Below are 19015 nucleotides of genomic sequence, written 5' to 3' on the forward strand. Positions count from 1 at the left end.
TAGCATCAAACGCTTCAGGCGACCGTTTTAAACATAATGTCGACGATTTTTGTATATCCACCTAAATATACGAAAACGAGTATTTTAAATGGTAAACTTAAAATCATCGGCGGTACCATCATCATCCCGAGGTACATTAACAGTGTACTAATAATCAAATCTATAAATACAAACGCTAAATAAATGAACATCCCCGTTAATAATCCCTTTTGGATTTGCGTTAACGTAAAGGATGGTACAAGCGTAAATAAGGAAAGATCTTTTAGATCTTTTAGATCTTTCGGCAACTCTTCTCCGCGCACTTTCAGCATCATTTTCAAATCATGCTTATACGTATGCTTTGACATATACTCTTTCATAATCGGAGCTGTCGTCTCCGCAGCTTGACTTACCGTTATTTTCTCTTTCGTCATCGGATCCCACACATCACTCTTCAGTTGCCCAAGTACAGGCTGCATCGTAAAGAGTGATAAAAATAATGCAAGTCCAACAAGTACTTGGTTCGGCGGTAAATTCATTACCCCGAGTCCTTGACGTGTAATCCCAAGAACGATCATAAAATAAGTAAAATGTGTAAATAATAGAACGATAGATGAAGATAATGATAAAAGGGTAACGAGCGCAAATAGCTGTACACTTGAATTACTCGTAAACTCTTTTCCATTTTCGAAATTAATAAAACCGTTTTGGGCTGCATACGCTGGATTTACAAAAATAATTGAAAAAACGATAGAAAATACGAAAATAACGGCTAATAATGATAACTGTTTCTTTATTCTCATGATGGATCCTCTACTTTTTTCGTTTCACTCTTCACCGCGTCTTCTAGCGCTTGTTGAAACTGATTTCCTGTTCCTGTTAATTGCACAGATTGTACACCGTTATTACTAATAACAGTGAACACTTGCTTGCCGTCTACTTCAAATAAAAAGGCGCTCGTTTGATGATTTAAATAAACGCCGTCCTTCACTTGAATGTGGCCATTTTCACCTTGTTTAAAAAACTGCTGTTTGCGCGTCTTTTTCGTCATATAATATGCACCGTAACCGAGCGCACCAAACAGTAAAACGACTTGAAATAAGGTCGTCATATACGACATATGACTCCTCCTCTACTCTTTATCTTGCATTTGACTTTGTGCTTTCATAAGCGCAGCTTGCTTCTTGTCAGCTTCAATTTCAGAAATAATAATACCGAACTTCTCGTCCATTACGATCGCTTCCCCAATGCCGACTTTCATATTACTTAAATACACATCTACTTTATGTCCTAAGTTTTTCTCTACTTCCAGAACATCGCCCACTTTTAACGCTTTCACATCACCAAGTGTAATAGATGTTTTTCCAAGCTTTACACCAAGTTCAATCGAAATATCTGAAACAGTATCAATATGTGCTTTACTTGTTTCATTTCGCTTTCCTGCAAATTCTTCTAACCCCATTAATGACACAGGAGATACTTCATGCTTCATATGGATCCTCCTACTCTACAAAACTTTTAAATAAGAGCGCCTTACGCGTTCCGTCTTTTCCAATAAAACAATTAAATTTATGTTTTCCATCTACATAACCACGCAATTGGTCCGAAACTTTCGTATGAAGCGGAATAATATCGCCCTCTTCAATTTGTTCAATCTCACCCATTGTCATCTTCTGCTCACCAATCGCAACGTGAACAGGTTTATACACTTGATTTACTTTCACTTCCACTTCAGACGTATACTTTTTACGCTTATCCGAAGAATGTTCGACAATATTTTCAGACGTTAACTTATCCATAATTTCTTCAACAGATAAGAATGGAATCCCAATACGCACCGTCGTATTCCAAAAATCTGTTTTCATATTTACATTCAGCAATGAAATAATATCGCTCGCTGTCGTAATCTTAAGTGCATTTGGATCTGTCTCAGTCGTTACAAATGTCGGTTTAATCGCAACAACACTTTCAAATGATTGCTCTAAATTTTTACATAAAAGCGAGAATATATTATCCAGCGTTAAAAACTCAAATGCTGTTAACGGTCTACGCATCGTAAAATTACGCTTACTATCTCCGCCAAGCCAACATTCATGAATATAAATAACAAACGCTAAATCAATCTCAATCACAATTTCTCCAAGCTCTGGAAGTCCGAGATCAATAACGCAATATAAATAATAATCTTTCGGCATCTTCTCCACATACTCACTCGTAAATGGAACTTGCTCCACTGTCGAAGGCTCTAGCTCAATTGGAATACGCATACGCGCTGACAACGTCTGTGACGTCTGTTTCCCAAACGTCGAAGCAATTGCTTGCAGACTACGCAAATGTTCCACACCAAACTTCTCCGGTCTATTAAAATCATACTCTTGAAATTTATTTTGCTTCCCTGCTACTTGTGTGAAAGCTGGCATTTCCTCGCCTTCATTTACCGCCTTCAGCAGGGCATCAATTTGTTCTTGGCTTAATTTATCGCCACTCATGAAAATCCCCTTCCCTACCTTTTCAACTCAACGATTTCGACATACATCTTTCCATTTTTCGTCAAAATCTTTCCGGTTCCAATCTCTTCATTCTCAAGCATAAGACGCACCGTATTTTTCGTTGAATTTTCAAGACGATACAATGTACCTTTCGTAATATGAAGCAGATCCTCAATTTTCTTTTTCGTATTTCCAATTTCAAAATAAATTGTTAACGGAATATCATCTTGTAATTTCAAATCTAGCCAACTCCCATATCATGTTCACGAAAATTTCATATTCTCTCTATATAATGAAATTCTTTATTTTGAAACGTCGATATTTAATATTTTTTTAATATATCCTTGCGTTTCTTTAAATGGAGGTACACCCCCGTATTTTCTCACATTACCAGGACCAGCATTATAAGATGCAAGCGCTAGTACTAAATCGCCGTTATTTCTCTTTAAATAACCACTTAACTCTTTCACGCCGCCCTCAATACTCTCAGCTGGTGAAAATGGATTTTTTATACCCATCTCTTTCACATTCGCTGGCATAAGCTGCATAAGCCCCATCGCCCCTGCATGAGACACCGTTTTCGGATTGAAATTAGACTCAACTTCAATCATTTTTTGAATTAACGTTTTCGGAATTCCGTATGTACGACTTACTCTATCTATAATATCCTCATACTTCCCTTTATTTGAAGAACGTATTTTTTGAATATTATACTTCTTCGTTAATCCCCACGTATCAACAGCCTCATTTTTCGTTTCCGGGAAACGTCGTTCAAACTCTTTTTGCGCGACTCGCACGTCATCGACTTTCTTCGTTTCAGGCTTTTCGTCCGACTTACTTACTCCCTCTACTTTATGAATAGACTCTGCTTGTTTATTTACAACCGCTTCTATTTTCGTAGATTGTACCGGCTGACTCATATCCTCTACTTTGGCCGGCTGCGTCGTAGCCTTCGTCTCCTTCATAGGATCGCTTTGCAAATTCTCTTGAAACCTACTACTAATAAAAGCCTGCGGACTACTTAACTTTTGCTGAAACTGTCCTTTTTTATATGCAAGTACTTCTTTTACTATATTTCCAACTACCATAATATCACCTTTTCGGTAAACAAAGATAATCTAATATTAGAGTTTTTTCGTAAAGTTTGCAATAATCCTTTGCAATTATATTGTAATAAAAAAACGACTAAATTGTTAAACTGTTATTTTTTTATATTTATTAATTCAAATTTTCAGTTGACACTTGATATAGCAAGGATTACAATAAATTCGAAATTGTTTTTTTTGTATATTACCGTTTAGGAATTAACAGAAAAATCAAAATCAAAAAATGGGGGTTCTTAACATGAGAATTAATACAAATATTAATAGCATGCGTACACAAGAGTACATGCGCCAAAACCAAGCAAAAATGAGTAACTCAATGGACCGTTTATCAAGCGGTAAACGTATCAACAACGCTTCTGACGATGCAGCAGGTCTTGCAATCGCAACTCGTATGCGTGCACGTGAAAACGGTTTAGGTGTTGCAGCTAACAACACACAAGACGGTATTTCTTTAATCCGTACAGCTGATTCAGCAATGAACTCAGTATCTAACATCTTACTTCGTATGCGTGACCTTGCTAACCAATCTGCAAACGGCACAAACACAGATGCTAACAAAGCTGCATTAGATAAAGAATTTTCTGCATTAAAAGATCAAATTGATTATATTTCAAAAAACACAGAATTCAATGATAAAAAGTTATTAGACGGTAGCAATAATACTATTTCAATTCAAACTCTAGATTCGAATGATACAAACAAGCAAATAAAAATCCAATTAGCTAATACATCTGCTGTATCATTAAATATTGATCGATTAGGAATCAATGGCAACCCAGCCGGCAAACCAATAGTTAGTGTTTCACAAACGCTTATTGATAACGCTAAAACTGATGGAGCAGACCAAGGAAATGCGACAGCTTTAAAGTCTTTCACTTATGTTGCTAGTACTGAACCTGAAAAAGCAAATGAAAGAACTGCTGCTGTAGATAAATTCATAACAAACTTTAACGCAGTTAAATCTGCTATGAATGAGGAAGATGTAGCAAATATTTCAGCTGCGATTGATACATTCAGATCTAGCCCAGGTGGTGTTAGCGGAAATACTGATGCTAACATGAAAAAAATAGGTGAAGCATATCTAAAGGCTGCTAGTCCTATTTTGACTGATGATGTAACAGCTGCTAACGGATTTGCTACAGCGTTAACAAGCTTAACAAATACAGCTAGTTCTGGATCTACACCTCAAGAAAGAACTGATGCAGTAAAATCTTTTACAGATGAATTTAATAAGATTAAAGGTGGAATGAGCAAAGAAGCTGCAACGAAAATTGCTGATGCAATTGACCGTTTTAACAAAGTCGATGGCTCTGGTAACAGTCTAGAAGCTGCCCAAGCAATTGGAAAGGCATTTTTAGATGCTACAACAGCTACTCCTACATCAACAACTGGTGATCCATCAGCTGCAATTAAAGCTATCGATGAGGCATTAGAAAAAATCGCCTCTAACCGTGCAACTCTAGGTGCTACATTAAATCGTCTTGACTTTAACGTAAATAACCTTAAGAGCCAACAATCTAGTATGGCATCTGCTGCTTCTCAAGTAGAAGACGCTGACATGGCGAAAGAAATGTCTGAAATGACTAAGTTCAAAATCTTGAACGAAGCTGGTATCAGCATGCTTTCTCAAGCAAACCAAACTCCACAAATGGTTTCTAAATTATTACAATAAGCCATTTGAGATGAATAAACCTCTCCGCTTGCGGAGAGGTTTATTTTTTCCATATAGATAGATTCGAAGCTTTCTTTTTAGCTTAAATAGAAGCTCTAGCCATATTTTGAAGCGGTCAGGGCTTATTTTCGTTCTCTTCCCTTGTTTTAAAACAAAAAGATACAATAAGCATAAGGCTTTCTATCCTTCCATAGCCGTTTATTAGCCTTAAAACACCTACCGCATATACCAATCTATAAAGAGTTGCTATTATGCGTATTGATACAAATGTTTTGATTATGATTGCTAGGCAGTCGTTGTATGGAAATGAGCAACACATCAATATTATGGATTATTTTGCGCCAAGTAAGACGTTAAATGCACTTCAAATAATCCACCCTTGTGGCTCATTTTTATGCAAAAGCAAAAGGGAAATACATATAAACTATGTACTTCCCTTTTATTTTGTACCCAATACTTTTATGGCGCTACCGTCATAACTTGTCCTCTACGATCGATTCTTATTTTCATTTTTCCGTCTTGTGCGTTATATAGTCCTAGTTTATGTAATTCTATTTTACAATCTTGTACGAAAGTTGGTAATTTACGAATTTGATCGACGTCGGAGCTTTTAATAAAATAAACTAACTGTTGCGTCATATCTTTCACATCTCGCACCAGTTCTTCTTTTTCTCGTTTTAACCTTTCGTTTTCCAATCGTAGCGCTCGCAATTCACTTTCTAGGCTACTTCTATTCGATTCCTCTTTGAAATGCCCAGCCGCCATGCTAGAAAGCTTATAAATACCTTCCATAAACTGATGTAGTTCATCTTCTTTTCTTTCACTATGTTGACTAATTGTCTCAAAGTTATCAACGATACCCGATATAACTGTTACAAGGCTTTTTTCACTCTCTTTATGCTGTACTTCCTCTTTTAATACTTGATTGTTTTCTTTTTTTGTTTCAACATTTGTTTCTTTTACAGGTATATATTTGCGCTTTCGTCCAGGTTTTTGTTTTTCAATATTTTCAAACGGTATTTCACATTTTTTTAATTTGTAATACGTATTTTGTAATTGACTTTCTGTTTTCGGGAAAAGATTTAGTTCGTTTTTACTAACATATTTTGAAATATTAATAATGTTTAAACCGTGACGTTGGCAAAATTGATACACTTCATACAGTAACTCTAGTTCAGACTTGAGCCATGTAATCGTTGATTTTTCATATGCTCGCATTCCGCCATGTTTTTCTATATCTATTTGAAATAATACCATTCTATTATATAAATCAACTAGTTCTTCATATTTTACTTGGAATTGTTTTTCTATTTTTTTAAATTCCGCTTCTAGTTGCATATCGTTCATTTTATTATTTGACATGTTTTGTAAGAGACTTAATACATTGATTGCTGTGTGGTGATACATAACCTGTGCCACTCCCCCTCATCCTTTCACAATTCTCATCAGACTCCCATGTCTTTTCTGAAAATAGAAAATTTTACATATCCATATTATAACATTTCGAAATTGTCTGTCAAATAATAAACATACAAAAATGTATAGTAAGTATAGAAATAGAAAAAATTTTTTCATTCATATGCATAATTGCATATCAATCACTTTTAATTATATTATATGGTATTTAGAATGTAATTTCACCGAAAAAATTTGCGTTATTACGAAAAATTACTAAAATAATCCAAAGATACGTTTTTATATTTTTAAATCAAAAATCTTCAAATAAAGATTGTTCATACATACAACCACAAACACTCCAAAAACATTCCATCTTTCCACCTATACAGCATATAGAACACTAAAAAGGAACTAACCAATACTACATATGGCTAGTTCCCTTTTCTCCACTATAATAATAGAATTGTAAATAGAGTCTGCAAATCCTCAATCAAGGCCTCACTTCTTCTACTTACCTAATAAAACCACTCCATATCTCTCGTCTCACATCGCATAGTGCTTTATTAAGCGCTGATTACTACCATACATAGCTAGTTCATCTATTCCTATAAATAGATGAGAGTTATACTCCAACTCTTCTAAAACTATCTCGGCCGCTCTCTTGCCCCATTTACCCAAAACCACTTCATATCTCTGGTCTCATATGGCATGAGGCTCTATTAGGCACTGACCGCCACCACACATAGCTAGAAAAAGCGCTTTTAACACTCTTTTACAGCACTAACTTATCTACTAAACCTATTAATTCTTGAATGTCTGGCTTACTTACTTGAGCATTTGCTCCTACCGCTTCGCCTTTATGGAATAATTCATTTGTAATTAAGGAAGAGAAAATAACGACTGGTAAACGATTCATTATCTCGCTGTCTTTAATTACTTTCGTTAAATGGTGTCCATCCATTTTTGGCATTTCAATATCCGTAATGAGCAAGTGAATATGTTCAAACATTTTTTCGCCTTGCTCTTTCGCTAGTTTTTCAATTTGCGCTAACGCTTCTGCGCCATTACTGAAGAAGTTCATTTTCGTATATCCAGCCGACGATAATGTTTCTTCTAATATTTGACGAAGCATCGCTGAGTCTTCTGCAATATAAATAACTTTTTCAGCTCGATCTGTTTTTTGCTCTAATCCTGCAAGTGATTTATTTTCATAACCAGTGTTGCTAATTTCGCAAACAATTTTTTCATAATCTAATAGTAAGATGATTTTTCCATCTAGTTTTACAATACCAGATGTCGTTTCTTCTAATCCCATAGATAATGAAGCTGGCTCATCAATTTGCTCCCATGAAATACGTTGAATACGATGCACTTCATCCACACGGAAAATAACCTTCATTTGGTTTAACTCTGAAATGATAAATTTCGTTTGATCAAGCGGCTTTGTCGATTTTAAATTTAGAGCCGTCGCTAAATTAATAACTGGTAAAATTTCACCGCGTACTTGAACAACACCTTCAACTGCATGATGAGATTCTGGCACAGTTGTAACTGGGAATGGATTAATGATTTCACGTACTTTCATTACATTGATACTAAATAGATTTTCGCCAACAGTATATGTAACAATCTCTAATTCATTTGTTCCGCTTTCTAATAAAATACTTTGTGCTTGTGACATAAAGATGTAGCTCCCCTTTCATTAATTCCGTATATCTAATTATTAAGCTTTATAAAAACGAAAAAGTCAACTATCTATATAAAAAATATAGATAGTCGAACGATTCATTTTTTAAAACAATCTTTCATCTTGTATAATCGAAGCAAGTGCCTCTAGTAATACTTCTTGCGCTCCTACAATTTCAGTCGGCATTGCTTCCCATTTTTTCGAAAGTTCTGTTTCTACTCTCATTCTTAACTCTTGGTTCATTTCTCCAAGCACATATTCTTTCGTTGCAATATCAACATCCAGTAGCGCAAGTGCATATAGTTCCGGATCATTTATTCTTTCAAATAATCGTTTGAAAACTGCCGGTGCTATATGTTTTAATTTTTCAATATGAATTTCCTTATCTGAAAATAGTAACTCATATTGAATAAACGTAACATTTTCTTTAATTACTTTAAAATAACAATTATTTTTTTTATCATTTACAAAATAACCGTTCGGATCAGCAATAATACCCTCTACTTTACGAATTAAATCTGGCAAACTACTCGCCGTCATTACAGTCCGCTGCTCAACCTCACTCGGCGAAATGAATGTAACGCGATACTTATTCTGCGCCATCCTCCTCACCTCTCCTTTTATAGAAATTCAGTCTAATTGTATACTAAATTAACTTAAACTTATTTCATATCAACGCTTCTAAACTTATATAGACCCTATCGTCAAAGGACGAAGAAGCACTAACCGCTACCACATATGGCTCGGCCTTCTCTCAAAACCTAAAAAAGAGCTTTTAAAATCTTTTAAGATCTTTTCAGTAACTCGATGTTATTAAACCAAAACGCAATTTGCTGATCCGTTATCCCTGATAACGTAACAAAAAACTCACGGCATTTCATCTCATCTTTAAATAGTTGATACTTCCACTCGCCATCACTACCAACACTTATGAAATAAAACTCATGAATACGGCCAATGATTGCTTGTTTTTCGCCAAATGAGTACGGAGGTACTTGTTTAATTTCAAATTGATCCGGTAAATATACATGCTCTTCTCGTTCTATTTTTAACACTTGATCAGCAAGTTCACGCTTATTTTCGAAAAAAGGCAATTGTAAAATTCGCTCTTGTCTTGTCATACGAATAAAAAACCCTTTCTACTTCCTTATAAATTTTCTTTATGATTTATTATCGAATTAAGTTGACAACTTCATTTAATACTTCATCTGAAATTTTAATTACTTTTGCATTTCCTTGGAAGCCACGTTGATATAGCATTAAATCAACGAATTCTACAGATAAATCTACGTTTGCACCTTCTTGTGCACTACCACGTACTTTCCCTGCACCATTTTGACCAGATACGCCAAGTGCTAAAATACCAGTTGTATTTGTCGCTGTAAAGTTACCATTACCAGTTTTCATTAGGCCGCCTTCATTCGGGAACATCCCAATAGCTAATTGACCTGCTGCTTTCATACTTCCATCAGAATATTTTACCATTACATATCCACCGTCAGCAATAAAGCAATCTTTCACAGTTGCCGCTGGTCTACCATCTACATTTGTTACTGCTATCGTTTTCTCAGTCGGGTGGTTTGTTAATTTACTAAAGTCTATTTTTACTGTTCCATTATTAAATGGTATATTCGCTTCAGGGTTTACCGGATCTGGCTTCCCTACCTCATTGAATTTTACATTACCACCTGCGCCTTGAACCTCTGTAAACTCTGTTTCTTTCTTCGATTCGTTACGCATCTTTACTGTATATTTATAATTATGTTCACCATCTTGTGTAAACTCTACGCGCATTGTCCATGTATTACCGGCATCATCGTATGCAGGCAATTCTTGCGTAATTTGTTTTGCATCAGCTGGAATGTTTCCTCCAACGATTCCTTGTGACGTTCGAATACCACCGATTGCTGATCCCATTGGAATTTGCAATGGTCCCGGAATACCAGATAAGTCAACATTACCAGTTGATGGATCAGCTGGATAAGCAAATACATATTGACCTTCTGTATTCGTAATATAATAATCTGAAGATATTGTAAATGTCCCTTTACGTGTAAATTCCATATTTCCGCCTTTTGAATCACCTACAACGAAGAAACCATTACCTTCCAATGCTGCTTGTGTTTTACCACCAGTTAACGTAATTGTACCATCGGTATAATCCGTCACCGTTCCGCTCATTTTCACACCGTTACCGATACTTTTTGGGTTCGTCCCTGCGTATCTATCGTCACCTTTTGCACCAACTGAATTGTTGTACAGTAAATCATCAAACATCGCTTTTTGTTTTTTATAACCTACTGTTTGTGCATTCGCAATATTATTTGAAGTTACACTTAATGCATTTTGTGTTGCATTCATCCCTGAAATACTTGTATATAATGCTTTAATCATAACGTATGAACACTCCCTTATGAATTTGTTGTTTTTACTTCTTCAGTTACTTTCTGGTCGTCTTTCTTTACGTCTTCTGGATTCGTTTCTCCAATCGGTTTATCAGATACTCTTTCAACGAAACGAAGGGATACAACTTTATTATCAATTACGAGCTGTACATCGTTATTTTCTGCAAGGCGAACTGTCTCTACTTGACCAGTTACTTTGTTACCGTCACCGTCAACACCTCTTACGTACTTCCCTAAAAACTTCATTCCGCCATCAAGCGCTGTCGAATACATCGTCGTTCTTAAAGAGTCAACTGCCTTTGTCATATTTTGCACTTGTTCCATAAGAGATAACTGCGCTGTTTGATTCATCATTTGATTCATATCCATCGCATTGAATGGATCTTGGTGCTGGAAACTCGATAAAAACAATTTTAAAAAATCGTCTTTTCCCATTACACCAGGCGTTTTCTGTTCACTTGCTGCTACTCCATTCGTTTGCCCTACTGGCGATTGTACACCGTTAACAGGGACATTACTTCTTTGCGCTCCTGCTTGTAACGGAATATGATTTGTACTCGTTGTATTTAATCCAACTGTTGGCACGCTTTATTCCTCCAATAACCCCGCAAATTCTTTTGATTGTTGATTCTCCTGTTTCGTACTTGCTACTTTTTGTTTTTGCCTTTGCTCTTGTTCTCGCTGTTCTTTACGGTTTTCATCTTTATCTGAATAGCTAATTTGTATATTGATTTCTTTTTCTTTTAACTTTAATCTCAATTCATCAAAAATGATTTCAACACGTTTTTTTGCATCGTGTTTTTCCATTTCTACATGAACATCAATTTGATCTCCGTGTTTTCTCATAAACACAGTTAATGTACCAAGTTTTTCTGGATTGAGCTGGAATAAAACACGTTCTTGTTTCACTACAAATTTTTGCAGCGCTTCTACTTGCGCTTCCATTTTCTTTCCTAAGTCAGGCAATGAAACCTTCTCAGCGCCACTATTTGACTTTCCTACTTGATCGGTACTTGTCGCTTTATTTAATAACTCCGCACCCGCAGAACTTGAATCGTTTAATGTATCACCTTCTGGTAACTCTACCTTTACATCATCGCTCTCTGATTTTAAAAGATCTAGGTCTAAGTCTTTAGAGTCTTCTTGTTTCTTTGCGATATTACAAGTTTCTGTTTCTACAACTTTCAATGCTTCCATCGTTTGCTCTGGCATCGTCACTTTGTCTAATACCATTTGCATTGTATCTTCTAAACATATAGCATTTTTGATATTCATATTGGAAAGGAGCTCTTGTAATTGTTGTAATTCACCTGCGGGCAATTCGTTAAGTTTTATATTTCCATATTCTTTATATAACTCTTGTATTTTTTGTATGTATTGATATAACAATTCTGGCTGCACACGTAATTGCTCAATTGCAACCATTTGCTCAGATACAGCTAACAATAACTGTTCTGTCCCTTTTTTTTCTTCTTTCTTTACAAAAGGCGCTTCTTTTGTTACCGATTTTTTAGAAAGACTATACTCTTTTTTCTCTTCAATTGGCGCTTCTTCTCGTTTCGTTTTCTCCGTTTTCGGCTGCTTTTTATTTTCCATTCTCATCGTACTATCGAATGAAGAATTTTCACTTTTTGATTGTGTTTCTAGCCCTTTTTCTTTTTGCGGAGGTAAACTTTGTTGCACCGGTAATACAGATTGTATCACTACATTCACCTCATCCATTCATACACATTTTCAAATCAAGAAGCATTTTTTCTTCCAGCTTTTCTTGTATTTTCGCAAGCTTCTTACAATCTTCTTGATACATTTCATCAATAACACGTTCTTTTTCTTTTACTTGTTCTAAAAGGCTTTCATTTTTTTGAATAAAATCTTCTGTTTTTTTTATTTTCCGATTCCATTCTTCTATTCTTTCAGGTGAAAACGTATGTGATGAAAGCATACCAGCCATAATACGTTGCCCAGTTTGTACAACTTTACTACGCGATTTCACAACATATAAATCATATTCTTTTTTTTGTTCTATTTTTCTTTTTTCAGCTGTTAATTCGTATACTTCTTTTAAAATCTGTTCTTTTTCTTGATTTATTTGTAATTTTATCGTGTCGTACTGCTGCTTATCCACCTGTTTTCATAGCCCCTTCCTATTATAACGCTCTCTTTTTCTATTATATAGTTTTTTTCCAAAAAAATCTGTGAAATATTAAAAAACAAAAAAATAAGACCTCAGAGCATGAGGCCTTATATTATATGGTGCATCGCTTGCACAATATCATCAAATTGGAAGCTATCCGATCGACCTTGCTTTAAAAATGTATTTATACCTTCTACTTTATTTTTACATTCAAAAATATAAGCATTTTCTTCATTTTCTTGAATCGTTCCTAATTTGAAATACAATTCATTTTCCTTATAAATAGATAAGATTTTTCTCATTTCATTTGCAAGTTGCCAATGGTTCGCCGACACGATTTCTTCCATAATCCTACTTACTGAATCTAATACTGAAATCGCAGGATAGTGACTGAGTGTTGCAAGCTCACGTTTTAATACAATATGCCCATCTAAAATACCACGTGCTAAATCTGGTACAGGGCCATTTAAGTCATCTCCATCAACGAGTACAGTATAAATACCTGTTATGGATCCTTTTTTCGTTTTTCCAGAACGCTCTAACAACTTCTTCATATAACTTTCCATTAAGAGTGTTTTACCACCAATCGGTAACTCTTTAACGGCAATGTCAACACTTCTACGTGCATCAGCAAAACGAGTAACAGAATCCATCATAAGTAGTACGTTGTTACCTTGATCACGGAAGTATTCGGCAATAGATGTTGCAAGCTTAGCTGCACGAAGCTGCATAAGGTGACTTTCATCTGACGTCGCTACAACAACGACGCTTTTCCTCATACCTTCCTCACCTAATTCTTTTCGAATAAAATCCTTTACTTCTCGGCCACGTTCTCCTACTAAACTAATAACGTTAATATCAGCTTTTGCGTTTTTTGCAATCATTCCAAGTAAAGTAGATTTACCAACACCTGATCCAGCAAAAATACCAATCTTTTGACCGATACCAATTGTTAACATGGAATCAATTGATTTTATTCCCGTTTCAAATACTTCAGTAATCTCTTCACGTTCAAATGCATGAATCGGCGGAGCATCTAATTTTATTTTTTGTAATGGAATGTTTGCAGCGTTCTCATTTAACACTTCTCCATTTGCGCTTAACACTTTTCCAAGTAAATGATTACCACGAGGTACAGCAACATCTTCTGCAATTAATGTAACTGAATCTCCGTAACATACTCTTTCTGTTTGTTCAAACGGGAGTAACATATTGTTTTCTTTCTCAATTGCAATTACTTCACATAAAACATTATGTTCTCCAACGAAGCAAACATCTCCAATTTTTGCTTTCGGTCCTTTCGCTACGAAAAACTGTTCTTGTACACTATGAACTTTACCGACTTTCGTATAGAACGGCGTTTCAATAAACGTATTCCATTTACTATGTTCGATTATGAGCTGGTTGTTCATACATTTTGCTCCTCAAATAATTTCTCTTCTTCCCATTTTTGACGAAGTTTCGCAAATATAGGTGCAAATTTAAATTCAAAGAACTCTTTCTCTTCTTCCAGAACAAATTCACCAAACTGTAAGGAAAAATCATATTTCCATTCTACTAATTGTAGTAGCCAATACTCTTTCGTATTTTCCTTCTCTTCTTGAATGCGTTCAAATGTTTCTGGATGTACGGTAATGACCAATTTTTCAAACGAAGTAGGCAATGTTTGAACAATGCCAGTTAAAATAGGTAGTACATCAAGTAATCGCGAATCTACTGCTTGATTTACAATTTTTTCTGCTAGTTGAAAAGATTGATCCCATAATAATTCTGTCCATTGGTATGCTGTTTCTTGTTGCTCTTTTTGAAACTGCAAACGCTCAGACTCTATCTGTTTCATTTGCTGCTGAACATGCATTTGAAATTGTTCCTTATCTTGCAATAGCTGTTGACGCTCTCGTTCTAACACTTGCTGCTCTTGTCTTAGTTGGTGCATTTCAATATGTAACGATTCTTGCTGTGCACGAAGCTCTTCATGATCTACTTGTATTTCTTCTTCAGCGTAAACGGGTATTGGTTTTGGAAATTGTAGTTCATACGTTTCTTCAGAAAAAGAAACAGAATTCTTCGGAATTCTGTTTTTAAATAAGGACATCCTCTTCACCTCTTTGAACGATAATTCTTCCTTCTTTCTCTAGCTTTTTCACTGTACCAGTGATCGTTTGCTGTGCCTTTTCAGCATCCGTCATCTTAAGCGGTCCTAAGCCATCTAATTCTTCTAGAATCATCTCTTTACGGTTTGAAGACATACATGTAAATAATTTCTCTTTAATTTCTTCTTTTGCAATTTTAAGTGCCTTCGCAAGTACGCCGTTATCCGTAATTTCTTCTAATACACGGCGAAGCGCAAGATCTTCAAGACCGAGTAAATCTTCAAAGACAAACATATTTTCTTTAATTTTCTCAGATAACTCATAATCGATTTCATCCAGTCTTTGAAAGACAGTTTTTTCAACACCTCGTGAAACGTTATTTAAAATGTTCACTATCGTTTTCAAGCCATCTGTTTTATTAATCGCACTAAATGCCATATTATTTAATTTTGATTTTAATAACTCACCAATTTGATTAATTAATTCACCATCAACTTGCTCTAGTTTCGCAATACCCATTACCGTTTCTACTCGCTTATGATCTGGTAATCTCTCAATTAATTGAGAAGCAAGTTGCGGTTTAATATAAGAAGCGATAATCGCAATCGTTTGTGGTGATTCATCATTAAGTACTGTAAGAAGTGGTTCTAAATCTGTAAGTGAATTTAAGAATTCAAACGGATTATCTTTGTTATACCAAAGGTCTTCTAATAATTTTTCCAACTCATCTTCTGGCATATTTTTAAATATGCGACGAATATACTCTTTATCTGGAGTTACTAGATTCAATTCTTTTACATTCAGTTCATATAAGAACTCCCCTAGTACATTTTCTAACGTTTCTGGTTTATATACACGAAACTTCGCGATTTCACGAAGTAACACTTCTTTTTCCTCAGCCGTCATGTATTCAATGACTTTTGCTGCCACCTCTTCATCTAATGTACGAATGAGGATGGCAGCTTTTTCTTTGGAGGAGATTTCATCTAACATCGTTATTCCTCCCTTACTGTCCGTTTAACCATTTTTTAATTACTTTCGCAGTACCTTCTACATGTTCTTTCGTAGCGTCCTGTACTTGTTCATCTAACGTTGGTTCTTTCGCTTTTTCTGGTTCAGGCTTTGGTTCTGGCGCTATTTCTTCTTCAGGAATTTCCATAATGCTTTCACTACTTGCAGCAACTTCCTCTTCTGCTAAGTATTCTTCATATTCCTCTTCTTCTTTCTTTCTCTTACGTCTTGCTAAGAAGAACCATAATAGACCAACAAGTGCTAACAAGCCACCTGTAATTCCGCCGATCAACCACCAATTCATACCACTTTCTTCTCGTTCTTTCGGCTTCTCTTCTTTCGGTTGGTCAAACTGAACAGTTACAACGTTTACTTGACCATTTGTAAAGTTGCCATTCTGATCTGCTTGAAGTCCTGCCGCTGTTCCAATCGCCTCTTTGAAAGTTGTCATATCAATTCTTCGTTTTACTAACGTATCATTATCTACCCACACAACAACATTTGTTTTCGTTAATTCTGGATGTTTCTTAATCGTTTCAACTGTTTTATCTATTTCATAGTTTTCGATTTTGTTACCATTTTTATTATCGTAGACGATTTTACCATTTTGATTATTGTTCGTACCATAGTTTGGTACTTCGCCATTCGCTGTAATACCAGCGCCTTGCTTTGTCTCTGCTCCTTCTTGTGCAGTAGAACTTTCTTCTTGCTCTTGTTTACTACGAAGTACACCTTTATCACCATATTTTTCTGACTGACGTGTAACTTCATCGTAGTTTACAGACACTTTCGTATTTACTTTATATTCATTTGGTTTAAACATCGTCATTAACGTTGCATCGATATCTTGCTTTAATTTACCTTCAATTTGGTGTTGCATCTCTACTTCTTTCTCATACGAAGAGGAACTACTAGAATGCACTTCATTGGCTCCTTTTGAGATAACACCTTTTTTGCTATCAATAACGCTTACTTCTTCTGCTTTGACACCAGGAACTGCTGCACTAATCATTTGCTGTATACCCGCTACTTGATCAGCCGTTAATAATTGTCCACGTTTTACGCCAACCGTAATCGCCGCTGTTCCTTTTGCTTTTTCTTCATCAAAAATTGTCTCTTTTTCAGGTAATGTAATTTGAACATTTGCCGTCTCAACCGTCGCAAAGTTTCTTACAATATCTTGCTCCAACTGCTTTTTCGTACCGACAATTTGTTTCATTTTTTTATCTTGCTCACTTGAACCGAGAGAGCTTTCTAATAAAATTTCCTCACCGCTTTTAGAATTAAACGGTAAGCCCATTCCATTCATTTCTTTTCGAACCCATGGAGCATCATTCTTTTGCACACGAATCGAACCATCGGCTGCTAATTGGTAATCTACACCTAGCTTCGATAATTCTGCTGTAATCTCTTGCTTGTCTGCATCATTTAAATTTTGATATACAACAACATATTTATCTGGCAAGGTGAAGTATAAAAGTGCTCCTGTTACAATTGCTAAAAGCGCTGCACCAATAACTAACTTATGCCACGTTTTTAACGATTGGAAAACATTTTTTAACTTTTCCATTTAAACACACCCGTCCATTTTCCTAAATTTGCATATTAATTAGTGACTTATAATTTTCAATAAGATTATCACGTACAAGAGCAGCCGTTTTCATTTGAGACTCAGCTTTCTTTTGCTGAATTAAAACGTCATGTGTTTCTCCTACCCCTTTTGTTAGTAAATCATATACGGCTGTTTGCGCGTTATTTTGTGTTTGATTCATATCTTCCAATAAATCAATAAACTTTTTCCCCGAAACTACAGATGTTTGCGAGTTTTTCTGTGTACCAATTGACTGAATCGCACCAAATGGCTGTGTGTTTAACATTGGTTGGATTTTCATATTCCCATTTCCCCCTTTATCCTCGGCCGATTTCTAAATCTTTATCAAGCATTTTTTTATTTGCATTTAATACACTTGTATTTGCTTCATACATTTTTTGGGCAACCATTACATTCGTCATTTCAGCCGTCACATCAATATTCGGATAACGTACATACCCTTCTTCATTTGCATGCGGATGCGTCGGATCATACACTAAGTTTTCAGTTTTATCTGCTTCAATACTTTTTATTTTCACACCGTTAGTAGGAGTCCCGTCTAACATACTAGCAAAACTATTATTTGATTCAAGTACTACACTACGGCGCTCATACAAATCTGCCCCCGGAGCCGCTGTTGTATTTGCATTTACAATATTATTAGAAGTAACTTCCATCCACTTTCTCGCTGTCGTTAGCCCTGAGCCACTTGCATTAATCGCCTGAAACATCGTTGTCTCTCCTTCTACTTTTAACGTCCACGTGCTGCTTGGTTAATTGCGTATTGTGTATTAATTGCGTTAATTGAAATACCATATAATTGGTTTGCTTTCATTAAATCTAGCATTTCTGTCGTTACATCCACACTATTTCCATCTTTATTCGTTTGCATTGACTTCGTTTGAATCTTTGCATATGTATTTTTCGCATTTACTGTCGGTAAGTGCATTTCATTCGTTTGATATAAATCCGTATTACCCTTTAAATCCGCAGTATTGTTCTTATATAATGCACTACTCTTATTCATTTGCTCAGCAAATGTAACATCTTGTGCTTTATAGCCAGGTGTATTCGCATTTGCAATATTACTAGAAACAGTATTTCGTTTCGTCACTAAATAATTCATATAATGGCTTATATCACTCACTAAATCTGGCATACTCCACACCCTTCCTTTTTAACTTACCATTTTGAACATATTGATCCACTGATGGAAGTTTCACTTCATTATTTAATTTCCTATATGTATTTATTAAAATATTAACTATTATGTACCCTTACATATTTTATTCCATTTTTACATTGTTGTCTTTAGAAAAATACAAAAATATAAAAAAGAATACAAAAAAGCTGTATACGCGTAGTAATCTATATAATATTTGAACATATTTACGACTAGCTGTAGATTATTTTTATATTATTTAGATTACTTCTATTTTTTACAGTCATA

22 protein-coding genes are annotated in these 19015 nt (G+C 35.3%); 1 reads left to right on the top strand and 21 read right to left on the bottom strand.

Going from position 1 to position 19015, the window contains the following annotated elements:
* Nucleotides 1–14: 14 nt before the first annotated feature.
* The 6 genes from RCJ96_RS06525 to RCJ96_RS06550 all read right to left on the bottom strand — a co-directional run bounded on the left by RCJ96_RS06525 (nt 15) and on the right by RCJ96_RS06550 (nt 3556).
* Nucleotides 15–782 (bottom strand): flagellar biosynthesis protein flip, encoded by a 768-nt coding sequence (locus tag RCJ96_RS06525; protein ID WP_416504165.1) that lies wholly within the window; start codon nt 780–782, stop codon nt 15–17.
* Entirely contained in the window at nt 779–1099 is a 321-nt protein-coding gene (locus tag RCJ96_RS06530; protein WP_000121176.1) for a hypothetical protein, read from the bottom strand. The genes RCJ96_RS06525 and RCJ96_RS06530 overlap by 4 nt, the downstream gene beginning before the upstream one ends.
* Nucleotides 1100–1111: 12 nt before the next feature.
* The gene (gene fliN / locus RCJ96_RS06535; protein WP_416504166.1) at nt 1112–1471 is read right to left on the bottom strand and encodes a flagellar motor switch protein FliN; all 360 of its coding nucleotides are present in this window, start codon (nt 1469–1471) and stop codon (nt 1112–1114) included.
* Between the two features lie 10 nt (nt 1472–1481).
* The gene (fliM, locus tag RCJ96_RS06540) at nt 1482–2468 is read right to left on the bottom strand and encodes a flagellar motor switch protein FliM (protein WP_062922202.1); all 987 of its coding nucleotides are present in this window, start codon (nt 2466–2468) and stop codon (nt 1482–1484) included.
* A 14-nt stretch (nt 2469–2482) separates the two neighbouring features.
* Complete coding sequence (locus RCJ96_RS06545) at nt 2483–2707, bottom strand: flagellar motor switch protein FliN (RefSeq protein ID WP_000775712.1); 225 nt, start codon at nt 2705–2707, stop codon at nt 2483–2485.
* Between the two features lie 63 nt (nt 2708–2770).
* Entirely contained in the window at nt 2771–3556 is a 786-nt protein-coding gene (locus RCJ96_RS06550; RefSeq protein ID WP_416504167.1) for a lytic transglycosylase domain-containing protein, read from the bottom strand.
* A 256-nt stretch (nt 3557–3812) separates the two neighbouring features.
* Between RCJ96_RS06550 and RCJ96_RS06555 the strand changes: the two genes are divergently transcribed.
* Nucleotides 3813–5246: a flagellin N-terminal helical domain-containing protein gene (locus tag RCJ96_RS06555; RefSeq protein WP_416504168.1), complete on the top strand. Its 1434-nt coding sequence runs from the start codon at nt 3813–3815 to the stop codon at nt 5244–5246.
* 459 nt (nt 5247–5705) lie between these two features.
* On the opposite strand, the gene RCJ96_RS06560 is transcribed toward RCJ96_RS06555, so the two are convergent.
* The 15 genes from RCJ96_RS06560 to flgB form a co-directional block, all read right to left on the bottom strand.
* Nucleotides 5706–6653, bottom strand: a complete 948-nt coding sequence (locus RCJ96_RS06560; protein ID WP_416504196.1) for a DNA-binding domain-containing protein — start codon at nt 6651–6653, stop codon at nt 5706–5708.
* Nucleotides 6654–7416: 763 nt separating this feature from the next.
* Nucleotides 7417–8325 (bottom strand): chemotaxis protein, encoded by a 909-nt coding sequence (locus RCJ96_RS06565; protein ID WP_062922195.1) that lies wholly within the window; start codon nt 8323–8325, stop codon nt 7417–7419.
* 111 nt (nt 8326–8436) lie between these two features.
* On the bottom strand, nt 8437–8934 hold the full coding sequence (locus RCJ96_RS06570; protein WP_270794636.1) for a LysR family transcriptional regulator: 498 nt from the start codon (nt 8932–8934) through the stop codon (nt 8437–8439).
* Nucleotides 8935–9116: 182 nt separating this feature from the next.
* Nucleotides 9117–9452, bottom strand: coding sequence for a DUF3964 family protein (locus RCJ96_RS06575; RefSeq protein ID WP_103141648.1), 336 nt, complete (start codon nt 9450–9452; stop codon nt 9117–9119).
* Nucleotides 9453–9501: 49 nt separating this feature from the next.
* The gene (locus RCJ96_RS06580; protein WP_000588289.1) at nt 9502–10725 is read right to left on the bottom strand and encodes a flagellar hook protein FlgE; all 1224 of its coding nucleotides are present in this window, start codon (nt 10723–10725) and stop codon (nt 9502–9504) included.
* Nucleotides 10726–10742: 17 nt separating this feature from the next.
* Nucleotides 10743–11321, bottom strand: coding sequence for a flagellar hook assembly protein FlgD (locus RCJ96_RS06585; RefSeq protein WP_062922192.1), 579 nt, complete (start codon nt 11319–11321; stop codon nt 10743–10745).
* A gap of 3 nt (nt 11322–11324) precedes the next feature.
* A complete protein-coding gene (locus RCJ96_RS06590; protein ID WP_416504170.1) occupies nt 11325–12440 on the bottom strand; it encodes a flagellar hook-length control protein FliK in 1116 nt (371 codons plus the stop codon).
* A 10-nt stretch (nt 12441–12450) separates the two neighbouring features.
* The gene (locus RCJ96_RS06595; RefSeq protein ID WP_062922191.1) at nt 12451–12861 is read right to left on the bottom strand and encodes a hypothetical protein; all 411 of its coding nucleotides are present in this window, start codon (nt 12859–12861) and stop codon (nt 12451–12453) included.
* A gap of 116 nt (nt 12862–12977) precedes the next feature.
* Complete coding sequence (fliI, locus tag RCJ96_RS06600; RefSeq protein WP_416504171.1) at nt 12978–14282, bottom strand: flagellar protein export ATPase FliI; 1305 nt, start codon at nt 14280–14282, stop codon at nt 12978–12980.
* Nucleotides 14279–14965: a FliH/SctL family protein gene (locus tag RCJ96_RS06605; protein ID WP_270794630.1), complete on the bottom strand. Its 687-nt coding sequence runs from the start codon at nt 14963–14965 to the stop codon at nt 14279–14281. The genes fliI and RCJ96_RS06605 overlap by 4 nt, the downstream gene beginning before the upstream one ends.
* Nucleotides 14952–15956, bottom strand: coding sequence for a flagellar motor switch protein FliG (gene fliG, locus RCJ96_RS06610; RefSeq protein WP_074610733.1), 1005 nt, complete (start codon nt 15954–15956; stop codon nt 14952–14954). The genes RCJ96_RS06605 and fliG overlap by 14 nt, the downstream gene beginning before the upstream one ends.
* A 13-nt stretch (nt 15957–15969) precedes the next feature.
* Nucleotides 15970–17544, bottom strand: a complete 1575-nt coding sequence (locus RCJ96_RS06615; protein WP_416504172.1) for a flagellar M-ring protein FliF C-terminal domain-containing protein — start codon at nt 17542–17544, stop codon at nt 15970–15972.
* 22 nt (nt 17545–17566) lie between these two features.
* Nucleotides 17567–17866: a flagellar hook-basal body complex protein FliE gene (fliE, locus tag RCJ96_RS06620; protein ID WP_074610737.1), complete on the bottom strand. Its 300-nt coding sequence runs from the start codon at nt 17864–17866 to the stop codon at nt 17567–17569.
* A 16-nt stretch (nt 17867–17882) separates the two neighbouring features.
* Entirely contained in the window at nt 17883–18296 is a 414-nt protein-coding gene (gene flgC, locus RCJ96_RS06625; RefSeq protein WP_062922185.1) for a flagellar basal body rod protein FlgC, read from the bottom strand.
* Between the two features lie 20 nt (nt 18297–18316).
* Nucleotides 18317–18724, bottom strand: coding sequence for a flagellar basal body rod protein FlgB (gene flgB, locus RCJ96_RS06630; RefSeq protein ID WP_317458491.1), 408 nt, complete (start codon nt 18722–18724; stop codon nt 18317–18319).
* Nucleotides 18725–19015 lie beyond the last annotated feature (291 nt).

The sequence above is a fragment of the Bacillus sp. BSL6 genome (genome assembly GCF_052928345.1).

What these genes read in the sequence shown, in the direction of transcription:
- fliI (WP_416504171.1), bottom strand. Translation starts at nt 14,282, where the DNA reads ATGAACAACCAGCTCATAATCGAACATAGTAAATGGAATACGTTTATT.
- fliG (WP_074610733.1), bottom strand. Translation starts at nt 15,956, where the DNA reads ATGTTAGATGAAATCTCCTCCAAAGAAAAAGCTGCCATCCTCATTCGT.
- RCJ96_RS06560 (WP_416504196.1), bottom strand. Translation starts at nt 6,653, where the DNA reads ATGTATCACCACACAGCAATCAATGTATTAAGTCTCTTACAAAACATG.
- RCJ96_RS06565 (WP_062922195.1), bottom strand. Translation starts at nt 8,325, where the DNA reads ATGTCACAAGCACAAAGTATTTTATTAGAAAGCGGAACAAATGAATTA.
- fliN (WP_416504166.1), bottom strand. Translation starts at nt 1,471, where the DNA reads ATGAAGCATGAAGTATCTCCTGTGTCATTAATGGGGTTAGAAGAATTT.
- RCJ96_RS06570 (WP_270794636.1), bottom strand. Translation starts at nt 8,934, where the DNA reads ATGGCGCAGAATAAGTATCGCGTTACATTCATTTCGCCGAGTGAGGTT.
- RCJ96_RS06615 (WP_416504172.1), bottom strand. Translation starts at nt 17,544, where the DNA reads ATGGAAAAGTTAAAAAATGTTTTCCAATCGTTAAAAACGTGGCATAAG.
- RCJ96_RS06580 (WP_000588289.1), bottom strand. Translation starts at nt 10,725, where the DNA reads ATGATTAAAGCATTATATACAAGTATTTCAGGGATGAATGCAACACAA.
- RCJ96_RS06605 (WP_270794630.1), bottom strand. Translation starts at nt 14,965, where the DNA reads ATGTCCTTATTTAAAAACAGAATTCCGAAGAATTCTGTTTCTTTTTCT.
- RCJ96_RS06555 (WP_416504168.1), top strand. Translation starts at nt 3,813, where the DNA reads ATGAGAATTAATACAAATATTAATAGCATGCGTACACAAGAGTACATG.
- RCJ96_RS06575 (WP_103141648.1), bottom strand. Translation starts at nt 9,452, where the DNA reads ATGACAAGACAAGAGCGAATTTTACAATTGCCTTTTTTCGAAAATAAG.
- flgC (WP_062922185.1), bottom strand. Translation starts at nt 18,296, where the DNA reads ATGTTTCAGGCGATTAATGCAAGTGGCTCAGGGCTAACGACAGCGAGA.
- fliE (WP_074610737.1), bottom strand. Translation starts at nt 17,866, where the DNA reads ATGAAAATCCAACCAATGTTAAACACACAGCCATTTGGTGCGATTCAG.
- RCJ96_RS06525 (WP_416504165.1), bottom strand. Translation starts at nt 782, where the DNA reads ATGAGAATAAAGAAACAGTTATCATTATTAGCCGTTATTTTCGTATTT.
- fliM (WP_062922202.1), bottom strand. Translation starts at nt 2,468, where the DNA reads ATGAGTGGCGATAAATTAAGCCAAGAACAAATTGATGCCCTGCTGAAG.
- RCJ96_RS06550 (WP_416504167.1), bottom strand. Translation starts at nt 3,556, where the DNA reads ATGGTAGTTGGAAATATAGTAAAAGAAGTACTTGCATATAAAAAAGGA.
- RCJ96_RS06530 (WP_000121176.1), bottom strand. Translation starts at nt 1,099, where the DNA reads ATGTCGTATATGACGACCTTATTTCAAGTCGTTTTACTGTTTGGTGCG.
- flgB (WP_317458491.1), bottom strand. Translation starts at nt 18,724, where the DNA reads ATGCCAGATTTAGTGAGTGATATAAGCCATTATATGAATTATTTAGTG.